This window comes from Bacillus pretiosus (assembly GCF_052947655.1).
Genome location: NZ_CM129593.1, coordinates 3,066,511 through 3,087,680 on the forward strand (window position 1 = coordinate 3,066,511; position 21,170 = coordinate 3,087,680).

A 21,170-nucleotide genomic window follows, 5' to 3' on the forward strand; every position below is an offset into this window, starting at 1 on the left:
ATGAATATCTTCATGACTGGCGGAACTGGTTATATTGGACGTCATTTAATCGCTGAGTTAGCTTCTCAGCATCAGATTTATGTACTTGTACGTCAAAAAAATCGTCTTCTTACCATCATCAATCAACTGGCACCCGATCAACAGAACAACATTGTTCCTGTTATCGGTGATCTAACGCAGCCTCGATTAGGTTTAAGTGATGACAGCTACAAACAATTACTTGCAACTGATCTAATTATTCACGCAGGAGGTCCAATGAATATTGAGTTGAACCTCATTGAAGCTGAACAGTCTTTCCTCACCCCTGCAAAATCCCTTGTTCGGCTAGCACAGGATATCCACGCTGAAAAAGAATTAAAGCATTTTATCCATGTCGCAGGCTTTATGAGTCCCTATCATGAACAAAATGCATTGTTGGATCTAGATCATTTGCTGGACAATCAACCGCCTTATGAAAAAATGAAGTTTTTAGCCGACTCTTATATACGAAAATCTCTTCATAACATGAGCATTCCCTTATCTACTGTTAATCCTAGTGTAATCGTCGGAGACTCCTTCTCAGGGAAAACAGAACAGATTGGAGGCCTTAGTATCTTAGTCGATGCCGTAAGGCGAAATCTTATGCCGCTTGTTCCAGGCGGCGACGATTATTGGTTACCAATGGTTCATATTGACCATGTGGCTTCGTTTATTTCAAAACTTGTTAACACAGAAGGGTTATCAAGCAATACCTACTATCTTTTAGATTCTAAGCAAGAAAGTCCGTCGATCCGAACTTTCATCAAACTCATGGCACACGAATTACAGACAACAAAGCCGTTAGGAACTATACCGCTTCCGTTATTGAAAACTGTGCTTAGAATGGGTGCTGATAAGATGCTTGGTATTCCTAAAGAATCCATGAGTTTTCTTGTTAAGTCGGAATTCCCTGTTTACAGTAAATTAGAAATAGAACAAAGGAACGGCAGAAATTCATTCGTAGTTCCGTCCACGCTCCCTTTTATCATTAGTGATTTGGATTATCGGTTAAATCATTTAGGCCTGAATCAAAATGAGCAGAAAGATTTTAGTCAACGAAGAAGGGCTAACTTAGTTTCGCTAGAGAAAGATAGGAATGAAACACCTATTATTTTTCTTCATGGGACGTTCAGCAATGCCGATGCCCTTTTGCCCCTCTCACAATTTTTAAGCGGTTTAAATACTTGGTTCGTAGATTTACCTGGATTTGGGCGTACCCCTTATCACCATAATCCTTCTGTGATAGAAGGCTATGTAGAGAGCATTTCCACTATGATCACTGAGTTGAACAGACCCGTTATATTAGTGGGGCATTCATTTGGCGGATTGATTGCGGCTCAAGTGATGGAACGGCTGCCCTCACTGATCAAACAACTCATTTTATTGCAGCCAGTACTGCATCCTATCCAACCTAAATATAGATTTCGACGTATTACAAGTTTCGTTCTAAAATATATGGAGCCCGCCCGTTTGGAAAAAGAGCTAATTCAAACCAATAGCTTCAGAACATCGAGTCAATTATTGAGTAATTACGCTCATTCTGTGGTCCGTGATTTAAAATCCCCCCGTATACGCAAAACTAACGCTACGGTCATGTCTTGCTTAACTATATCAAAATCCATCCAGTTAAATCCCGAGACATGGGATAAGAGGAAAATTAAGATACTATGGGGAGCTTTGGACAAGGATCATCATGTCCCAAAGCAGTTTGAACACTTGGATATTACACGTATTCAGTACGGTCATCAGTTTCCTGTTGAATCTCCTGAACTAACTGCTCAATGGATTTCTCAAGCTGTAACAGTATAAAGGTTCTTTTGATAGTATTGATGGAGGTGTGATTGTCAACACAAATTCAGACTGCTTTTTTAAGGGCTCGTTTTCTGAACTCAACTGAACTTAAATAACCTAAAGTTCCATGTGCATGATGATGGTTAAACTGGTTCTGTTGCAAAGTTTGAAAAAAGCATAAACAGGTTGGTAAATGCAGAACAATGTTTAGGAAGTAGCTAGTAATTGTTGAAGTTCATTGTACGTTGAAAAGGCGGAGTCTCTTTGAAGACTTCGCCTTTGTTTATATAGGGTATGAAAGGTTTCATAAGCGTGCAGATTTACTTTTTACTTTCCAAATTCAATAGATGGGATTGCCATATTTATGACTCCATCGCATGATGGTTGTTGTTTTCACTGAAATACCACGTTCTTTCAGGATTTCAGATACATCACGATAACCGAAAGAAAAACGGCAGTAGTAGCCGACAACTACTAAAATAACATCTTACTTGAATTGTTTTCCTTTAAAATATCTCATGTCCGATTCCCCTAAATCCTGTTTTCTAGAGTGTAGCTTCATGTAGAAAAACTTGTTATATGAAAATGCGAGAATTTCCGTTTCATAAATAGGACGGATCATATCCATGACGCAACCTGCTGTAAAAGAGCGTATTAATAAACTTGAAGATCAAGGAGTTATAGCGGCTTGCCGAACAAAATTTGAGCCTTCTAAAATTAATAAAAACATTCAAGCATTCATCATGTTTAAAACGAGTCAATACTCTGATTTCATCCAATTTTGTAATGCCGCTCCCGAAGTAACTGATTTATATCGAATTAGCGGGGAGTTTAATTATATGATGAAGGTCATGAGCGATTCGATGGATTCTCTCGCTACATTTTTAGACTCCTTAATGCAATTTGGATTATCGTCTCCTTTAATTGTTTTAAAGAGTGAGTTTGAGGAGAAATTGTCGTTCTGATAAGAGGGTACTAAGATAAAGATACCGAGTGTATGTGGGAAAATTCTTATATAATATAAAAAGAACCAGCCATAGGCTGGTTCTTTTTTCATTCAATTTCCTACTAGAAAATCCAGAGATACGTCTCCTTCTCACCTACCCCTGATTTCTCTGCGCCTCTCTAAACTCCTCCTTCACCTTCTCTAACAGCCCTTCTTCCGTAATTAATCGATACGCTGTATTTGCTAGTGCTTTTGCGGATGTAATTAACGCTTTATCTCCAAGTTCTGAACGTGCTGCTTCTCTAAATTCATTCGTATGCGCAATTAAGTCATCTGGACCGATTTTAATGTACGGATGAATTGTTGGTACGACTTGACTTACGTTTCCTGCGTCTGTTGAGCCGATGCCAAATCTTTCTTTCCGATTTACGTCTTCACCTTGTAATTCTAGTTCTTCGGCTACGACGTCATTATATGTTTTTGTTACGAGTAGTTCATCGATTTCGTTTTGGAATTGATGGATTTTCACTTTTGCGCCTGTTGCTAACGCTGCTCCTTGTGCGATATTTTTTACTTTTTCTGTTACTTCTGCACATCTTTTTCGCGTTGCTGCACGGATGAAGAACCTTGCTGATGCGTAGTCAGGAATAATATTAGGTGCTTTTCCCCCCTCGGTAATAACGCCATGAATTTTCACATCTGATGGAAGTTGTTGGCGAAGTGCGTTAATACCGTTATAAAGTTGAATTATCGCATCTAATGCGTTAATCCCTTCTTCAGGTGAAGCTGCGGCGTGAGCTGTTTTTCCGTAAAAATGAAAATCAAGTGGATCGACTGCTAGTGAAGGGCTCGTTGGCGCTGTTTTTCCGCTCGGATGAATCATAAGTGCCGCATCAATATCTTTAAATAACCCCGCTTTTACATAACTCGCTTTCGCACTACCATTTGGTCCTCCTTCTTCGGCTGGAGTACCAAACACGACAACTTCTCCGCCAATTTCTTCAAGCGTTTCTGATAATGCGATCGCGGCCGCAACGCTAATTGTGCCAATTAAATTGTGACCACACGCATGACCAAGTCCTGGTAAAGCGTCATACTCAGCTAAAAATGCGATAACTGGCCCTTGTTTTCCTGAACTTTTTCGCGCGATAAATCCTGTTTCATGTCCAGCTATATTGTGCTGCAGCTGAAACCCTGCACTACCTAGTAATAAACTTAACGTTCTTGATGCGTAAAACTCTTGGTTACCAATCTCCGGATTCGCATGAATATCGTGACTTGTTTCTATGTACTTTTCCTTATTTCTTTCTATACTCTCTTCAATTGTTTTTCTTTGTGACGTTACTCCAGTCGCTCCCATTTCTCTTCCCCCTTATATTTTCACATAAAAAAGCCTCTTTCTAAAAGATAGAAAGAGGCTTCTGCATTTACAGTCAAAATGAGCTTCTTTCTTATCTTTCAAGTTACCTTGCTGGAATTGGCACAGTATTCATAAAAGAATCCGCTGCCGAGGTGTCATAGGGCCAGTCCCTCAACCTCTCGTGATAAGAATTTTCATAAGATTATATTAAATTATATTCATTCTATGTTCATTCCAATTAAAAGTCAAGGAATTCCTATCCGAATTTACCGAATATCTAAAAATCCTTTTAACACACCAATTGTTTCCGGTGCTTGTAATCTTGCACATACGTACGGAAATTCCATACTACCTTCAAACATCATTTGAGATGTGAGCGGTGCTCCTGCCCAAAAGATTTCATCATCGATTACGATAAACGGGAATGCTTTATTTTGTCTTTGTAACTTTACATTTTTTAACGGAACTGGTCCATCACTATACACTGTTATTTGCGCATTTGTACGCATTAACGCTTGCCAGACTCGCTTATCCACTTGCTTTGTACTTGGAAGTGAAATAATAATTTTTCGTTTTGCGGCTAAAATATCTTTCAATAACCCTTTCGGCTCTTCAAGATTCATTTCCATAAACCAGCGTAAACGTTTCGAAATTTTCCGCTCCCACAATTGTCTTGATGTCGTACGATCATACACATCTCCGTGACGTTCTATATGAGCTGTTAATTGTGATAACGCTTGTTTTCTCGAAAGGTTTTTACGCATATAATGACAATCTGATAATTGAATGAACTTCCCTCTTGCCCTTGTCACTGCAACGTTGACGAGGCGATGATTTTTATGGTCAAAGAATAACACGCCAGGTCGTTCTTGCGGATAACTATCAACCGTATCAAATATCATCATATCTCTTTCAGAACCTTGAAACTTATGAACCGTCGCCGCTAAAACTGGTATGTTTTGATATTTCGTTCTCTGCAACATTTCTCTAATACACGTTGATAAAAAGCGGGATTGTGCCCTGTAAGGTGTAACAACACCGATCGATTGAACACCATCTAACAGTCCGATTAACATCATTTGCATCGCTACTAAACCAGACATAATGTTAAATCGAGAACCAGAAGCAGCGTCCTTTAACGAAAAGGCTCCCATTAAGCTCGTATCAAATAAAACACTTGCCTCATTTGCGAACGGTTGCAATCGCGCAAGTTCTTTACGCTCTGAAACAGACGGATGGTCGTATACTCTATTTTTATAAATAAATGAGTTTGTAAACTTCGATATATCCGCATGCATACGCCTTTGTTCCTGCAACATAAATAGGTTCGGATGTGCTTCTGATTTATTGACAGAATCAACAATCCCAGCATGGTAAAACATATCTTCCCCAAGCCATTTTCGAACGAGTTCATGGTTCGCCATCGCAATTGGAGGTAACTGTAAAAAGTCCCCACAAACGACGATACGTTTTCCAAGTGAAGCTGCTAATGCAATTTGCGGAACATATGCCATACTCACTTCATCTACGACAACTAAATCAAATGTACGCTCATAAATAAGTGAATCAATGGCACATTTCGATAAAGTTGCGCCGATTACTTTTGCATTTTCAATATATTCTTTTTCTACTTCTTTAATTTTCGCTTTTTGCTTTCGAAGATCACTTTCAATCTCTTGTATACGCTTCTTATCAGCAGAAGTCGCTTTATATGATAAAATCTTTTCACGAAGATCTTGTCGTGTTTCTTCTAAATAGAGTCTTTCCTCTCCCCATGATCCGTTCGTCGTTTCAACTAACTTCGACGTAAGTAATGTTTCATGATTTCTTATATGTTCATGTTGACTATAACCGTAACGAACAATTTCACCAGGTTTCCATTTCTTTTTCTTCTCAATTTGCTTCGTTACTTCACTCATTAATACGTCTACTGCCGCATTACTATGAGCTAATACAAGTACCGATTTTCCTTTTTGATAATGCGCCGAAATAATACGTGATAAATTGTAAGACTTCCCTGTTCCAGGGGGTCCCCACACATACGTTGTCGGATTGTAAAATGAACGATATGCCAATTCATTTTTCGGATTTTTCATCTTCTCAATATGTTTCGGACTGCTCGTCCCATCAACAAGACGCTTTATACGATTACGTTTTAGCTTATCTTTATGTGCCTCTTTCAATCGCTCTTGTAGTTGCTCTAACAATTGCCACGGTTCACTGTATAAAACAGCTTCTCGTATTTCACCTTGTATATAATCATTTAATTTCAGTTCTATTTCTAATCCATGTACAGATAATACTTCTCCTGTCGCTTCCTCACCATCAAACTCAATTCGAATTGGTGAACCTTCCGGTAAGCTTACTTCCGATATGAGCTGAAATACGTATACTGTACTTTCATAATCTGTATATAAAAAACGACCGTTCATGATAGAAATTTTACTACCACCTATCGTTTTCCAATGTTTAATTTCATACGCTAATGCATAATGCCACTCTTTCATCGTTGCCGATAATGAAGGAGTTTGAGTAGGTGTATTCATCGTATAATCTCCTTCCTTCTCCCCAAACATACTTTCTCACTATACCATATAACAAGCTAAAATTTGTAAGGTTTTTATCTTGCTTATTTTCTTAATTTTCAATAACATATTGTATATATTTTTCAGAAAGAAGGGATCTACATGCCAGTTAGAAGAATTGAACACGTCGGTCTTATGGTCGCAAACTTAGAAGCATCTATTTCATTTTATGAAGAAGTAGTTGGCTTACAGCTCATTAAACGTATGGGTCACCCGAATCCCGACTTAAAACTCGCTTTTTTAGGTGTGGAAGAATCGAAGGAAACGATACTTGAATTAATTGAAGGCTACAACTCTTCTCTTCCGGCAGAAGGAAAAGTACATCACATTTGCTTTAAAGTGGATTCATTAGAAGATGAAATCGAAAGACTAAAGAAACACAAAGTAACCTTTTTACTAGGAGAAGAAATTGAAACATTACCAGATGGAACACGTTACATATTCTTCGCTGGTCCTGATGGAGAATGGATTGAGTTTTTTGAAACGGAGAGGTAAAGTGGGACTTTAGGATAGAAAAAGAGCCGGAATTCCGGCCCTTGTTTTTAAATAGTAACAAGGAAACATATCTTCAATCCGAAAACTCACCTATATTAAAAAACAATCATTTTGTTAGGAGCAGAGAATGATTAATACAATCTATATTATTATTTTTTGGATCCTTATACTCTTTCCAATCCTTTATATAATCAAGATAAAGCATTGGAATTTAAAAGTAGTTGCCGTATTTGTTGGAAGAATTCTATTAAGTATTGTCTATTTCATAAATGGAATGGTGTTAGGTCTGCAACGGAATTGGATAGAGTCCCCCCTATGAAACAGAATGGGATTTCTTTATAAAGTCTTTATTACACAGTAAAACTGATGCATTTATACACTTGTTACTTCTCATTATTATCATTATTTTGGATCTAGTCATTACATTTTATTATATTAATAAAATGTAATAGGGTGTTTTTCCTATTTCTTTTCTTACTGAGGTAGCGCCACATACCTAGAAAGTTAAGAGTATGCAAAGTCATTTTTAGGAAAGATTGTTTCTTTTATTGAAAAACTTTGTTTCTACATCATAGATAAAAGAGCGACCAATGCTAAAATAGCTGGAAGTCCTTGTTTCACAATAATTGATTTATTAGATGTGAAACCTCCAAAAATAGCTGCGATCACCACACAAATCACGAAAAATAATTGAACCATATAACCAATTGGGTTAAACCCAATTATAAGTCCCCAAATGAGACCAGCGGCTAAAAATCCATTATATAACCCTTGGTTTGCAAACATAACAGCTACGTTTTTATCTCCTTCTAAATGCTTCGGTAATTTGAAAGCACGTTTCGCTACTTTTGAATTAATAAAAAACATTTCGAGGATCATGATAAACAAATGTTCTAATGCTACAATCCCGACTAAAATAGCTGCGATTATTTCCATACCATTCTACCCCCTCTCTCCTTAATATCAGTTCTATATTATTTCAACTGTGAATTCTATCAACTAGGAAACGATTCCCTTCGTCGGCTGCTTGATCGATAGATAGAAGCATAGTTGGTACATAGCGAGCAATTCCAATCGAGATTGACTAATACCAACGCATTCTTCAAACTTCTCACCAATTCTTTCTAACTGAAAACAGTTGATATATCAATGATTGATGCGTCAATTAATATACATCTCTTTTTTTAGTTTTGCAAGTTTTTTTGCTCAAGTGGGTCTATTTTGTTTCAGCAGCTTTAAATTCATTCACAACAACAGTTCAAATTTCTAGAAATCCTAGTAAAGAAGAATTCAAAAAAAGAAGAGATTATCCCCTTCTTTTTTTTGAATTCCCCTTATTATTTACTATAACCACGATTCAGTTTCGTTAACTTTTCATTGATGGTAAAAATTCTTACTCTAATATCTTTAACACCAAATGTTTGAAGTCTGTTTTTGTGCATTTCTCCATATTTTTCAGCATCTTGTTTTTTTTCAAATACATAAATGCCTCCAGCTTCTTTCGTTTCTTGATTCTCCGTCCATATTTTCCAATGGAATCCTTCTTCTTCATTAATACTTTTTGCTAAATCCCAAAATGCTTTTTCCATTTCTTCACCAAAAGGACCTTCAAACGGGAAATCAACTTGTAATAAATATGCCATTTTCACTCACTCCTAAGTTCAATATTTTCAATTCGAATGCATACAGTTTAACGGCTGTTTTCATAATTCAATAAAAGCTCCCAGATTGCGGTATATATTTTTAAATATTATTTTTTTTGACTTGATTATAATAAAAGATGGACTTCGCGATTCGTTTATTAAATCTGGCATTTTCTCTATCCCTGCCAAATTTGATTGTGGTTCGATTATTTTATCCAGCGAAAGCCCATGTTCAATTAAAGTATTTATTAATGTGGCAACAGTTCTATGGTCAACTACCTCCACTGAGGTGACACGTTTCAGTGGGGGCTTGAGTTAGAACGCTAGGTCTTTTCATCTATCGCTAGACAGTTGACGCTCTAGCATTCATGCCACCTTATGGTAGCACCCCCAAGTATGTTTTTGGTTGGTACTGGCAACGAACTATTGTTTTCCCACTTGCACCACCCTTTCGAAAAAGAGCAATTCTTCCTTATGGAAGAAGCCACCACTCAGATGAATCCGGCGTGTGCTACAAGCCCCGACAAGTCGAGTACACATGGATGGTTGACGCACCCACTAAGCTATGCGCGAAGCAACAGCCTTACGTTTTTGCACTTCTAATAGAATCGGCGTTTTCACTGTGAGATTGTCATCCAATTCTACAACTCTTGATTTTTGCAATGTATTCAGCGCACCATTAATATCAGCATGGATACATGTTCCTGCTTTACTTTGGTACAGACCACGAGTCATTCGTTTGCCACTAAAGTGATAATACGTCTTATCATCCTTAGTCCAAACTGGAACCGGATCTTTATCAAGAAAACTAGCTTTTGAAGTATAGCTTTCTTCTTGTTTTAAAAATCGTATACCTTCTTTTATACATTTATTCTCAATCGCTGCAATCAGTTTATGAAACGGGATTTGAACAATGCGTTCTGAGACACTACTCTTCTTCTAAAATAGCGTAATAATATTCATCCCACCATTCATTTCCATGGGGTATACACTTCCTGAAATATCCTTCTCTTCTCATTCCAATTTTCTCCATCACTCGATATGACGGGGTATTTTGTGGCTGACATGTAGCTATAATTCTATGTAATTTCATTTCCTTAAACCCATATTTTAATGTAGCTTGTGCTGCTTCAGAAGCATATCCTTTATTGAAATATTTAGGATTGAATACCCACCCAATCTCATAAGTATGCTCACCAAAATATTTATGAAAAACAATATGACCAATCAGAATATTTTCATCTACCAGTATCACAGGAAAGTTCTCTGCATTTTCACCCATATTTCTATTTACAAAGTTTCTTGTATCTTCTTCAGTAAAAACTCCTTCGGGTATGTATTTCATAACATTGCTATCTGATGTATACTCATGGACAGCTTGCCAATCTTTGAACTCAAAATTTCGTATTAATAATCTTTCTGCTCTTATAAACATTTACTTTTCTCCTCTCAAAAAATCGTCTCTTTATTTCAAATCCACATTCAACCCTTAAACTAAAAAGAACTTGTAGGAATCTCTGCAAGTTCTTTTTAGTTTAAGGTGAATATATGAGACAAACAAACTATCTTACAGATTCATTATAGAAACTACAGGAACAGTACTTTGACAAATATATCATATAACAAATATTAACATTTGTATATTTCAGAAAATTGCGTCAATTAAGAGTGGAAATAGCTTTTTCTTAACTATTCTTAATTTCGTTTACTATTAACTTCATTCTTATATGGTTTAAAATCGAATACATATTTTTCTGCTGGCCAAATATCATCAATGTTGACAGGCATTGTTTGAATGTCTGCATTATGAATAAATACAGTTAATTCTTTAGGTAATTCAATTTCATTTTCACACCTAAGTAAATATTCATTTACAGCCCCATTTACATAAAAATGTTGGATTGCTTTTCTTACTTACTCATTCATAAATGAATCCTTTCTTAACCCATTTTCAAATCATATCCCCCAGATTTGTGTGAAGATTTTGTTGAGTTTAAATTAAAGTCTACTTCTCCCTGATGGTTCCCCTTTTTATTAAGTCAAATCTACCATGTTGTGTATATAAAGCATAAAGATTATTGGATTTTGAATCAACATATACATCCCTTTTATTTAAAAATAAGAAAACCCCATATTCAATAAAAAATACAGGGTTTTTATAAATCAGTTTATTTTGTTTAAAATTATACTTAGTCGAAAGAAGTTCGTGAATGAAATAGTACTTATCTAATTAAGAAGAATTTAGATTCCAGCCCAAACATCTTTTCCATATCGCCCTTCATCTTGCACACGATCCAGCCAATTCCTTGCTTCTTGTTCACTGACTTCATGAATTTTTTGATATGCTTGACAAAGGGTGTCTTCTACGTCAGGAGCCATTTTACTTCCATCACCACATATATAAAGATGCGCCCCATTATCTAATAACGAAATTAAATTGATTCTATCTTGTTTTATTAAATGCTGTACATATGTTTTAGGATGTCCTTCTAAGCGAGAAAAAGCTGTGTGTAACGAGATTAATCCATCTCTTTCATCATTTTCTAGTTCTGTACGATAGAGATAATCCTTTTCAGGATGACGACAACCAAAATATAGATGTGCTTGTCCTAAGTTAATACCTTTTTGCTTTTGAACACGACGCGCTTGCAAGAATCCACGGAATGGTGCAATTCCAGTACCTGGTCCAACCATGATAATTGGCGTTTCTGGATTTTCAGGTAATTGAAAGTTCGATTGTGGCGTTCGAATGAAACAGATAATCTCATCTTTATTATGACGCTGAGCTAAATAATTAGAAGCGACTCCTTCATATGTCCCTACCCCACTCCATGCAGGTGCATTAACAACCCCAACCGTAATGCTCAGACGATCCTGTGCAACGAGTGGAGAGCTTGAAATAGAATAGTAACGCGGTTTGAGCGCAGGAAGAAGTTCTAAAAAGCGTTCAAATCGGATTTCACAAGCCTCATACTTTTCAAGAAGATCCAACATTGACATACGTTTCTTTAATATTTGTTCATGATAAACTCCCTCTTCCAATAATGATTCCAATTCCTTTTTATGAGGAGGGCATGCTGTGAATGTCACCATTTCTCGTATTTGTGCTCGAGTGGCTGCTTCCTGCACTTCAACACTATAACTAAGAAGGTCATATAAACTAACAGGACTGTCTAAAGGTATGTGATTTACACTGCGCCCACTTGCGCTCAATATGACTTGATCCTTTCCGTTTAATCTAAAGCGTTTTAAAATTCGGTTGACATTTTTCTCACTATTAATTGGCAGCACACCAAGGTGGTCACCTTCTTGATACGTAGCGCCTTCTGGCAAGGATATCTCAATATGTCGCGTGCTTCTTTCACTGCTAGATGATTGAAGTTCACGATTTTCTAGTATAGACGCATAAACTGCTTCATATGTTCGCGCCAGAGGAGATCCTCCAAGACGACTAACAAATTGTAAACTTAATGTACTGCGTTCTCTCTCAATGTTTTTGTTAAGTTCCAATCCAAATGCCTTCATCGCATCAGACCACATACTTTGTTTCCATTGCTCGAGCTGTTCCTCGAAATCACCACTTGCATCCGCTTCTCCACGTGTAGAAAATCTTGTTGCTCCTTTTTGAGCCATTTGCTCATCAATGTATCTTGGAATTCGCTGATAAGTACTAGCCCAATTATGATCTCCACAACCAAAAACTGCGTATTGAACACCTTTTAGCTCATCCGGTTTTAATTCTTCCAACCATTGCACAAACTGCCCTGCATTACTTGGTGGTTTTCCATTATAAGAAGAAGTTACAATAAGAACCGCCCCTTCTTTTGGCAGACTTCCAATTCGATCGTTAAGAGCTACCACTTCCGTTTGAACACCTTCTAAACTAGCTGTATCTGCTAGTTCTCTGGCAATACCTTCTGCTACCCCTGTATCCGATCCATATAGAACAAGAAGCGAAAGATTATCGGCCCCAATAATAGAAGGAGTCTTCTGAACTTGCTGCTTGGTTTCATGGTTTTTCAGTTTCTCCTCTATAGGCGCAAGAACAGTAGTATGGCTAATAGTTTGATTTCGGGGTAGAATCCTAATTTTAAAATCACCAGGCTTTAACGTTAATGTTTGTTTTACATCCAGCTGATAGTCTTGATAATCAATGAATTCAAAATGTTGAAGAAGCATTCCCATTACAAGTGTAGCTTCATGAAGTGCAAACTGCATACCGATACATGCCCGTTGACCATTTCCAAATGGCTTATAAGCATGATGAGGAACCTTATCCAGATCTTCAAATCGTTCAGGTTGGAATTCTTCCACATTGTCTCCCCACGCGTCTTTATCCCTATGTAACTGTGGAATAAGAACAGAAATACGATCTTCTCCTTTCTTAATTGGATATTTCCCACCAATCACTGTATCTTCTTTTGCATAGAGACTGAATGCTGGAGCAGTAGGCCATAGACGTAGCGATTCATTTAAAATCATCCGTATATACTTAAGTTTCATAACTTGTTGGTATGTTGGAGTAGGATCTGTCAAAACCCGATCTACTTCTTCATAGGCTTTTTTCAATTTATCCGGATTCTTTAATAAAAAATAGATTGCAAAAGATAATAATCCACTTGTTGTTTCATGCCCAGCTATTAAAAAAGTGATAATTTGGAAACGAATATTTTCATCATCTAATTTTTCACCAGTTTCCGGATCCTGCACATTTAACATACGGGAAAGTAAATCATTTTCTTCCTGATTTCCACTACTTTTACGTTCAGCAATAATATTATCCACTAAAGAAAACATAGATTGAATATCATGCTGAAATTGACGTTTCGTTCTCCACATGAGTTTGTCTTCTATATCCAGCCGCTGTAATTGGTGCATCGCCTCATCTAGAGCACGGCTCATGCTAGTAATAAAAGGATGAGGGGTCTCACGATAAAAGCTATTAAATCGATAATTAAAACCACATAGACCAATTGTATCCAATGTAAGGCGAGTCATATCCTCCGGTACATCTACGCTTTCATTCGGATTAAGCCGTGCCCATTTTTGAACGAGTTGTACGGCAAGATCGACCATCATAGCATGATAATCTTTCATTGCTCGTTGGCTGAATGTAGGCATCAAAATATTATGAGCTTTTTTCCAGTTAGGCTCATGAGTCTCGCTTGTAAATAATCCGTCTCCAGCAAAGGCGCGAACTTTCGCTAAAGCACCCTCTATACTTTTATCAAATCTTGTTTCGTCACAGACTTCTGCTACCAGTTCATGCCCAGAAACGACAATGATGGTATCACTTAAAGTTTGAATTTGAAAAATGGGACCATACTCTTCCGCTATCTTGATAAAGGATAGGGTCGGTTTATCTTTATCGATTAATGGGAGATTCCCCAGCAATCCATATGTTTTCGGTTGAGGAATGGCAGATACTTTTTTATCCATTAAAAACACCCTTTCAAAAAAACATGTAATAAAATATCCCATTCAATAAAAAGAAGATAGCAATGAATCGCCTGGGATAAAGATATGTAATTGATTACCTTATTTTATCTTTTCCCTAACTATTCACGATTATGATATTGCTTATAAGGTTGTTAATCTAAGTTGTTTGTTGCTATTACATGTATAACTTGCAGAAAAAATACTAAATAAAAATGAAGCGTATTATGATAATGTTTATCAGAAATTGAGAGCTAAAGATTGTAGTATTGGGAAAACCAGTAGTTTCTAATGTCAATTCAAACAAATACGATAAGTAAGTATACTGTGTTGCTAATGAAAAAAGGATCTGATATGAATATCAGATCCTTTTTACTATATATAATTATTTCACTGGTTCTTTTCCAGATTTAAATACCAGCGCCTTAGCAGCAGAAATTTGCATTTCTTCATAGTCTAACTAAACAGTAAAAACTTATAGGAGTCATGATCTAAGGTTTTATTTTACTCTACCGATTTAACCTCTCGACAGCTTCCGCGCTTGTATCTACACGTTTAACGAAAAAAACTAATAGTAGTGCAACAATATTCATGCCAAGCGCTACATAGAATGAATATTGAATTCCAGATAATAAAGCCTTCTGAGTTAACATTGCCTTCGTAGCTTCTGTGAAGGTTGTTGGATCTACATCAGCCATTAGACTTTCAGCTTTTGTTTTTGTTACCGAATTCATAATCGTAACAAGGATAGCAGTACCAATTGAACCGGATACTTGTTGAGCTGTATTATTAACAGCTGTACCATGCGGATTTAAGCGAGTTGGCAATTGATTAAGGCCATTTGTCATAAGTGGCATCATCACCATCGCCATCCCAAACATCCGCAGTGTGTAAATAAGAATAATATGCGTGTGACTAGAGTCGAGTTGCAGGTTTGCTAGCATATAAGTTGAAACGGCTGTAATGGAAAGTCCTACTATACCAAGAATACGAGGGCCATATTTATCAAATAGTTTACCTGTAATTGGTGACATAATCCCCATTATTACCGCACCTGGAAGCATCATCAGCCCAGAGCTTAGCGGTGAAATACCGCGGACGTTTTGTACATAAGCTGGGGTTAAAATCATACCCGAAAACATGGCCACTGCATTAACAATCGCAATTACAGACGCAAGTGCGAACATTGGGTACTTGTAAACACGTAAATCCAATAACGGTTCATTCATTTTTAATTGACGGATAATGAAAGTAATTAGGGCAATAGCGCCTATGATTAAGGTTGTTAAAACAACTTTATTCGTCCAACCGTCGGAGCTTGCAGAACTGAATCCATATAACAAACCGCCAAAACCGACAGAAGATAATAGTAATGAGAGATAATCAAGTTTTGCATTTTTGTTTTGTCTCATGACATTCTCCGATTTCCAAACCCCTAACAGTAAGCTAATGATTGCTAACGGTAAAATCATCTCAAAAAGCAAACGCCAGTCATAATACTCTACAATATAACCCGATAGTGTCGGTCCAATTGCTGGAGCTGTAATCATAACTAACCCAAAAATCCCCATCGCTGTTCCCCTTTTTTCTCTTGGAAAGCTTACTAGCATAATATTCATTAACAAAGGCCCCATGACTGAAGAACCTGCTGCTTGAACCATCCGCCCAGTCAGTAATAAACTAAAGTTCGGCGCTAAAGCCGCTAAGCCCGTACCAAGAATAAAAATCAACATAGATGTAATAAATAAGCTCCTATTGGAGAAGCGGGTTATTAAAAATGCTGATGCCGGAATTAATATACCACTTACAAGCATATACCCTGTAGAAAGCCACTGAATCGTTGAATAATCTTTAATGTCTAAATCCTTCATTATCGATGGCAAGGCTACATTTAAAAGCGAGTTATTTAGAAATGAAACAAAGGCCCCAATAAAAAGGATTACAAGCATTAAATATGGTGGTTTTCTTTTATGTAATGTTTCACTCATATATTCATTTACCCCTTCATTATAAATTCCATTAATTCGTTTAAGCCGTTTGCAAATCTGCACAAGAATACATTGCCCTTGCAGTATTTTGCCAAACTCTTCGAATGGATATTCTCTTTTTAACAATTCTACTTGCCCAACATAATATCTGAAAATCTTTTTTATTGATCAAACGTTCATAAACGCGTTTGTTAACCGAAATTAAATTAGGTTACATTTTGAGGTGGAGTTGTCTTATTGCCCACAAATAGTAGGATAAATCAACAAGACCATACACCTATTCCTTTAAATACAGGCTTGTAAATCTAGTTATGTAACCATCCATAAAAAGGAATATTACATAGGCTAAGTCTAACATTACATTTTTAAAGTGAGGGGAATAAACTTATGTACCAATATTGGTATTTGAATTCAGAGGGCAACGGTGAGCAATATACGAACCAAATTGCAATGTCATCATTATATTTACAGCCCCAAATCACTAAGGCTGAGGGAATGAATGATTTGAAGATTCCTGAGAATTGGAGTTGTCGAGGCTATCCATTTGGTTGGGATTCGCCAGCCTATTATACGGGTTTCAATCCTCAAACTCCTCCCTTCTCTTTAGGTCAGCCAATCCATTATGCAGGGATGATGCCACAAGGACATCCCGCTAATTGGACGCCATTACAAGGCCATGTAGGTAATCTCCAAAAACCTCCCTTACCCTGGGCCCAACCATTCAATCATGCAGGGATGTTCGCACAAGGTCATCTCGCCGCTTTACTATCGCCACCAGCTAAAGCTTTTAATTTTAATACCAATAATAACTGGGGTATTTTTGGAAACCCTCCAGGATGGGGAGGACAGGTAAGTCCTATGGGATGGGGAAATAACGGTCAGCCAGGAATGCTTGGAAACTTACTGACAGTAGGAAAAGGCACCATGAATGGAATCGGAATGCTTAGTAGTCTAATCGGTATGGGAAAGTTCTTCTTTTAGTTCATTAGAACAGGCGAATAAGTCCATAATCCAGAACAAAAAAACATTTCCTTTAATCTTCTCAAACATACTCCCTCCAAGTTCGCTTCCTCTCCTTTCAAATCATAAAAAACATCTATTACTTTGTATGTGATAACTTGATAGAGATGTGGTGACATCAACAAAACGCAAATTTCGTACGCTAAGCAAAACGCTACAAAAAACCAATTCCTTTACGAAAGAACCGGTTTTTTGTAGTTTTTATTTCTTTGAAAAGTAGTCAAATCTTTTTTCACTAATTAACACTTTGAACACGGCCAATTTGTCCATCTTGTAATCGAACTTTAATGCCGTATGTATGTGTTTCACTATGTGTTAAGATGTCTTTCACAACACCACTTACAGTTTTACTATAGTCATTATCTAATTGAATAACTACATGTGAACCAACTGAAATTTGTGATCTTGTTGGTTTCCCACCTGTTGCTTGTATTGTTTTTTCTTGTTTTTGTGTTCTCTCTTGTTGTATAGACTGTTGTTGCTGAGTCTTCTGCTCTTCTTGTTTACGCTTCTCTTCTTCTACTCTTTGCTGCTCTTCTTGTTTACGTTTTTCTTCCTCTGCTTTTTGTTGCTCTTCTTGTTTACGTTTTTCTTCCTCTACTCTTTGCTGCTCTTCTTGTTTACGCTTCTCTTCTTCTACTCTTTGTTGCTCTTCTTGCTTACGTTTTTCTTCCTCCGCTACTTTTTTATCTTCATCTATTTTTTGCTCATCTGATGCCACTTTTAATTTTTCTTCATCACCTTTACAAGCACTTAAAGACATTACACACAAACTCAAAATTACAAAAAATAACAATTTCTTTAACATTAAAAAATCCTCCTATATATACATTACAAATCAATAACTTTCATAGCATAACAAAAATATAAGCCTTTATTTGTCAAAATTTGTCGTATATTTTCATTTTCTACTAAAAGACTGACTCTATAATAAAAGCGAAGATTATTATTATATCGATTCGTACACAGAAATTACGTTCGTTTGCTAGTCAATTAGACTTAATTAATGAAACAAAGGGAAAAACCTTCATCTTATGCATAAAAGGATCTTTCGATTGAAGATCCTTTTCTATTGCACATTTAACTAAAAAAATCGGTTAACTGCATAACGCTCGTCTAACTTTCCTTGCGAAACTTAGCGGATCATCAACATCTTCAATATTAACGTAAATCAAATTTGGATCATCACATAACCACTCATTGTGTATAGACGAAACGATTATTCCTTGTTTAATAATTGTAGCAACAAATCCATTGACTTCCTTCTGCAAGAGCGCTACACGTCCTAGACATAATGCTCGTCCAGTTTTATTATCTCGTGATTCAAACGAGAAAGAAGTTGTTACTCTAAAACGTTTTCCTAAAATAGTTGCATGTATTTCATCCCGATTTATTGTTGCCACACATTTCCCACCGGCGAATCCTTCTTGACCACCGATAATTCTTGCAAACTGTTGACAAATTAATTCATCATTAAACGCCATATCTTGAATCATCCCCCCTTTTACTGTTAGGTTATGAATGAATACTTAAGTCTGAAACGGTAATGAATCTATACTATTACAAAAAAGATTATCGGAATCTAACGAAGTCTATTATATGGTAAGGCATTTTTAAAAAGCATAAAAAAAACACCCTAAGGTGCCATACTCCAACTCGAGAATCATATCTATGTATGGAAAAATTTAGAAAATAGAAGGTTCTAACTATAATTTATAAAGCTATTATGCCATGTATTACATACATATTTCCTTATTTACTGGAAGCAGAATCCCGTTATCTCACTTTCTAATCAGTCTTGTTAAAGCCATCCCAAGAAATCCAGCTCCCATTCCTATTAACCATCCAGTTTGGGCATTACCTAACATAGATCCCACTCCTCCGCCAAGAAACATGCAGCCAACGAATACTAATCCTCCAATTCCCCAATTCGGCCGTTCCATAGTTCCATCACACCCTTTCAATAAAACATATGCAATTAACTAGCCTAACTTTCTTGCATGAGATAGTTAATTATTTTGCTTATGTTTAGCACTTTCAGGGCATTCAAAAGATGCGGAGATTGAGTCATTTGAATAAATTATAGAAGGAGAATTTCATTTTTCATATTATAATAACTCATTAGTTGTAGAACAAATTCTTCTTCAACTAATGAGTTAATAGCAGTATAGAGATTTCCCACAATTTATGACTCAACCCTCGTTATCAAGTTAAGAAAAGCGAATCCCACAAAAATGAAAATTATATGCATCATTGACTACTGTTAATGAGACGTTATGTCATACAATGGAGTTAATATTAGAAAACTGTGAGGATGATTACGTTGATAAAATTTGTAATTAGTTATGCTGCAAATCTGTTTGCTTTTATTTTTGGATGGTTCTTGATTTCATATATTTCTCATCCTAGCTTTATTCACCCGAACGTTGTATTAGGATTCATTAAAACGATCGTCACTTATGGTAGTATACCGGCTCTTGTAGCCTGTCTAATTGGGGAAGTGTTATACAGGAAAATCAAACGATGTAGAGAATTTCAATTTGGAATTCCTGTATTTATAGGACTAGCAGTTATCTATACACTTATACCATTTCTTTTTCTTTTTAATTTTTCCCATTTCTTTGATTTCGTTGCACCTGTTATTATGGGGGCCTTATCTTTTTATTTAGTACGTAGAAAAATATAATTAACTTCACGAGTATGACAAAAAGAATCCTGATTAGTAAAACCACACTGTATAACCAAACAGAACTCAAAGAACGCATCAATTCTTGCGAAATAAACAAGAAAAAGAATAAAGGCTTTGAGGAAGAAAATAAGTAATTGCGTGAAAAAGGAAAGGTACAGCTTACTGATTACTTCATAAATTCATAAAAAAAGGACCGTACATATTAGACATATCTAAAATGTACGGTCCTTTTGTTTACTAGTGGTTCACCTATCTAACCTAAAGATAAGTATGTGGTCCTTTTACAATTTGAATTTCTTTTTAAGCTTCTTATATTTTCTATACGAACGTCTAACAATGTTTAACATAAAATACGGTACTTTAACAGGGAAAGGAAATTTATAAATGAAAGGCAAATAAAATATAAAATATGCCTTTTCTAGGTCTCTCCACTTACTATCTTCTTTTGTTTTTAAGAAGTCAGATACATCGACTACATATCCCCTTCCGTTTTCCATCATCACATTTTTCCCGTGAACGTCACAAGGAGTTAATCCTTGTTCTCTTGCATACTCTAAAGCTTCATTGATATCAAAGATCACCTGCTTAGGAATTTTAATGCCCTTATGAATAGCATCGTATAAGGTAATTTCTTTTAAACGTTTCAATACTATGAAATTTTCTCCTTTATATATAAGCTTCGAATAAGAAGGATGGTTTCCAATTCTTCGGTATACTTCTGACTCTTTTTCAATTCCTTCTCCTTCTCGCGCGTAAACTTTCACTACCCAATCTTTGTATTCTTGATGCATAAATACTGCGGCATAATTACCCATCCCTAAACACTTCCAAAGTCTAGGAATATCTTTAACTACTACAGGCTCGAATTCATCCTCACTTCTAATGCTTACCTCTTTTAATAATTCGTCCTTTATCAATCCCACAAAACTGTTTATACTCATCATTTCCACTCCGGTTTTGCTAAAAGGGGGCCCACCCCATTGCCATCAACCTAAGCCTTTGAGATACCCCCATACCGAAATTTCCACCTTTTTACAGTTATTTATGAGAATTCAGCTCATTTTTTCGTTTTGGGGAACAATCCATTTCTTAAGTTGATGGGTATGTGATAATGCTTCCATTTGAACAAATTTTCCTTTTCCATACCGATCATACACCTTTTGTAGTGTAATAGTATCAGCATATCCCAGTTTAAGAGG

15 protein-coding genes, 5 pseudogenes and 1 riboswitch are annotated in these 21,170 nt (G+C 36.4%); of the genes and pseudogenes, 6 read left to right on the forward strand and 14 right to left on the reverse strand.

All coding sequences use genetic code 11. The features are described 5' to 3' along the window. Complete coding sequence (locus ACU8YW_RS15745; protein ID WP_088063954.1) at positions 1-1,827, forward strand: alpha/beta fold hydrolase; 1,827 nt, start codon at positions 1-3, stop codon at positions 1,825-1,827. Positions 1,828-2,152: 325 nt separating this feature from the next. On the opposite strand, the pseudogene ACU8YW_RS15750 reads toward ACU8YW_RS15745, so the two are convergent. Further along, positions 2,153-2,290 (reverse strand): annotated as a pseudogene (locus ACU8YW_RS15750) (IS6 family transposase); the annotation flags it as partial. A gap of 91 nt (positions 2,291-2,381) precedes the next feature. Between ACU8YW_RS15750 and ACU8YW_RS15755 the strand changes: the two are divergent. After that, positions 2,382-2,774: pseudogene (locus tag ACU8YW_RS15755) on the forward strand (Lrp/AsnC family transcriptional regulator). A 135-nt stretch (positions 2,775-2,909) separates the two neighbouring features. Here ACU8YW_RS15755 and ACU8YW_RS15760 read toward each other — a convergent pair. Both ACU8YW_RS15760 and ACU8YW_RS15765 read right to left on the reverse strand, forming a co-directional pair. Then, positions 2,910-4,115, reverse strand: a complete 1,206-nt coding sequence (locus tag ACU8YW_RS15760) for a M20 family metallopeptidase (protein WP_088063955.1) — start codon at positions 4,113-4,115, stop codon at positions 2,910-2,912. Between the two features lie 88 nt (positions 4,116-4,203). Continuing rightward, positions 4,204-4,306: riboswitch (SAM riboswitch) on the reverse strand. A gap of 75 nt (positions 4,307-4,381) precedes the next feature. Further along, positions 4,382-6,691, reverse strand: a complete 2,310-nt coding sequence (locus ACU8YW_RS15765) for a DEAD/DEAH box helicase family protein (protein ID WP_215558931.1) — start codon at positions 6,689-6,691, stop codon at positions 4,382-4,384. A gap of 111 nt (positions 6,692-6,802) precedes the next feature. On the opposite strand from ACU8YW_RS15765, the gene ACU8YW_RS15770 reads away from it, so the two are divergent. Both ACU8YW_RS15770 and ACU8YW_RS15775 read left to right on the forward strand, forming a co-directional pair. Further along, the gene (locus tag ACU8YW_RS15770; RefSeq protein ID WP_088063956.1) at positions 6,803-7,195 is read left to right on the forward strand and encodes a VOC family protein; all 393 of its coding nucleotides are present in this window, start codon (positions 6,803-6,805) and stop codon (positions 7,193-7,195) included. Between the two features lie 127 nt (positions 7,196-7,322). Then, a pseudogene (locus tag ACU8YW_RS15775) lies at positions 7,323-7,644 on the forward strand (hypothetical protein). 115 nt (positions 7,645-7,759) lie between these two features. Here ACU8YW_RS15775 and ACU8YW_RS15780 read toward each other — a convergent pair. From ACU8YW_RS15780 to ACU8YW_RS15810, 7 genes and pseudogenes are all read right to left on the reverse strand, one after another. After that, complete coding sequence (locus ACU8YW_RS15780) at positions 7,760-8,131, reverse strand: DUF1304 domain-containing protein (RefSeq protein WP_073515594.1); 372 nt, start codon at positions 8,129-8,131, stop codon at positions 7,760-7,762. Positions 8,132-8,532: 401 nt separating this feature from the next. Further along, positions 8,533-8,838: a monooxygenase gene (locus ACU8YW_RS15785; RefSeq protein WP_073515595.1), complete on the reverse strand. Its 306-nt coding sequence runs from the start codon at positions 8,836-8,838 to the stop codon at positions 8,533-8,535. Between the two features lie 60 nt (positions 8,839-8,898). Then, a pseudogene (locus tag ACU8YW_RS15790) lies at positions 8,899-9,117 on the reverse strand (hypothetical protein); the annotation flags it as partial. 279 nt (positions 9,118-9,396) lie between these two features. Further along, a pseudogene (locus ACU8YW_RS15795) lies at positions 9,397-9,762 on the reverse strand (zinc ribbon domain-containing protein); the annotation flags it as partial. A 4-nt stretch (positions 9,763-9,766) separates the two neighbouring features. Next, positions 9,767-10,273: a GNAT family N-acetyltransferase gene (locus ACU8YW_RS15800; RefSeq protein ID WP_088063957.1), complete on the reverse strand. Its 507-nt coding sequence runs from the start codon at positions 10,271-10,273 to the stop codon at positions 9,767-9,769. An 806-nt stretch (positions 10,274-11,079) separates the two neighbouring features. Continuing rightward, on the reverse strand, positions 11,080-14,277 hold the full coding sequence (cypD, locus tag ACU8YW_RS15805) for a bifunctional P-450/NADPH--P450 reductase (RefSeq protein ID WP_088063958.1): 3,198 nt from the start codon (positions 14,275-14,277) through the stop codon (positions 11,080-11,082). Positions 14,278-14,783: 506 nt separating this feature from the next. Continuing rightward, entirely contained in the window at positions 14,784-16,262 is a 1,479-nt protein-coding gene (locus tag ACU8YW_RS15810; RefSeq protein WP_088063959.1) for a DHA2 family efflux MFS transporter permease subunit, read from the reverse strand. Between the two features lie 387 nt (positions 16,263-16,649). Here ACU8YW_RS15810 and ACU8YW_RS15815 point away from each other — a divergent pair, with 387 nt between their 5' ends. Then, on the forward strand, positions 16,650-17,243 hold the full coding sequence (locus ACU8YW_RS15815; protein ID WP_088063960.1) for a hypothetical protein: 594 nt from the start codon (positions 16,650-16,652) through the stop codon (positions 17,241-17,243). 274 nt (positions 17,244-17,517) lie between these two features. Here the strand turns inward: ACU8YW_RS15815 and ACU8YW_RS15820 are convergent, their stop codons facing one another. From ACU8YW_RS15820 to ACU8YW_RS15830, 3 genes are all read right to left on the reverse strand, one after another. Further along, complete coding sequence (locus ACU8YW_RS15820) at positions 17,518-18,090, reverse strand: YwbE family protein (protein ID WP_088063961.1); 573 nt, start codon at positions 18,088-18,090, stop codon at positions 17,518-17,520. Positions 18,091-18,379: 289 nt separating this feature from the next. Beyond that, positions 18,380-18,766, reverse strand: coding sequence for a DUF1259 domain-containing protein (locus ACU8YW_RS15825; protein WP_097907795.1), 387 nt, complete (start codon positions 18,764-18,766; stop codon positions 18,380-18,382). A 297-nt stretch (positions 18,767-19,063) separates the two neighbouring features. Continuing rightward, complete coding sequence (locus ACU8YW_RS15830; RefSeq protein ID WP_029442740.1) at positions 19,064-19,225, reverse strand: hypothetical protein; 162 nt, start codon at positions 19,223-19,225, stop codon at positions 19,064-19,066. Between the two features lie 371 nt (positions 19,226-19,596). Between ACU8YW_RS15830 and ACU8YW_RS15835 the strand changes: the two genes are divergently transcribed. Then, positions 19,597-19,968, forward strand: a complete 372-nt coding sequence (locus ACU8YW_RS15835; RefSeq protein WP_088063963.1) for a hypothetical protein — start codon at positions 19,597-19,599, stop codon at positions 19,966-19,968. A 284-nt stretch (positions 19,969-20,252) separates the two neighbouring features. Here the strand turns inward: ACU8YW_RS15835 and ACU8YW_RS15840 are convergent, their stop codons facing one another. Next, entirely contained in the window at positions 20,253-20,912 is a 660-nt protein-coding gene (locus ACU8YW_RS15840) for a protein kinase family protein (protein WP_088063964.1), read from the reverse strand. Positions 20,913-21,170: the final 258 nt, after the last annotated feature.

Coding starts and splice junctions, on each gene's coding strand:
- ACU8YW_RS15745 (WP_088063954.1), top strand. CDS start 1: ATGAATATCTTCATGACTGGCGGAACTGGTTATATTGGACGTCATTTA.
- ACU8YW_RS15760 (WP_088063955.1), bottom strand. CDS start 4,115: ATGGGAGCGACTGGAGTAACGTCACAAAGAAAAACAATTGAAGAGAGT.
- ACU8YW_RS15765 (WP_215558931.1), bottom strand. CDS start 6,691: ATGTTTGGGGAGAAGGAAGGAGATTATACGATGAATACACCTACTCAA.
- ACU8YW_RS15770 (WP_088063956.1), top strand. CDS start 6,803: ATGCCAGTTAGAAGAATTGAACACGTCGGTCTTATGGTCGCAAACTTA.
- ACU8YW_RS15780 (WP_073515594.1), bottom strand. CDS start 8,131: ATGGAAATAATCGCAGCTATTTTAGTCGGGATTGTAGCATTAGAACAT.
- ACU8YW_RS15785 (WP_073515595.1), bottom strand. CDS start 8,838: ATGGCATATTTATTACAAGTTGATTTCCCGTTTGAAGGTCCTTTTGGT.
- ACU8YW_RS15800 (WP_088063957.1), bottom strand. CDS start 10,273: ATGTTTATAAGAGCAGAAAGATTATTAATACGAAATTTTGAGTTCAAA.
- cypD (WP_088063958.1), bottom strand. CDS start 14,277: ATGGATAAAAAAGTATCTGCCATTCCTCAACCGAAAACATATGGATTG.
- ACU8YW_RS15810 (WP_088063959.1), bottom strand. CDS start 16,262: ATGAGTGAAACATTACATAAAAGAAAACCACCATATTTAATGCTTGTA.
- ACU8YW_RS15815 (WP_088063960.1), top strand. CDS start 16,650: ATGTACCAATATTGGTATTTGAATTCAGAGGGCAACGGTGAGCAATAT.
- ACU8YW_RS15820 (WP_088063961.1), bottom strand. CDS start 18,090: ATGTTAAAGAAATTGTTATTTTTTGTAATTTTGAGTTTGTGTGTAATG.
- ACU8YW_RS15825 (WP_097907795.1), bottom strand. CDS start 18,766: ATGGCGTTTAATGATGAATTAATTTGTCAACAGTTTGCAAGAATTATC.
- ACU8YW_RS15830 (WP_029442740.1), bottom strand. CDS start 19,225: ATGGAACGGCCGAATTGGGGAATTGGAGGATTAGTATTCGTTGGCTGC.
- ACU8YW_RS15835 (WP_088063963.1), top strand. CDS start 19,597: ATGATTACGTTGATAAAATTTGTAATTAGTTATGCTGCAAATCTGTTT.
- ACU8YW_RS15840 (WP_088063964.1), bottom strand. CDS start 20,912: ATGAGTATAAACAGTTTTGTGGGATTGATAAAGGACGAATTATTAAAA.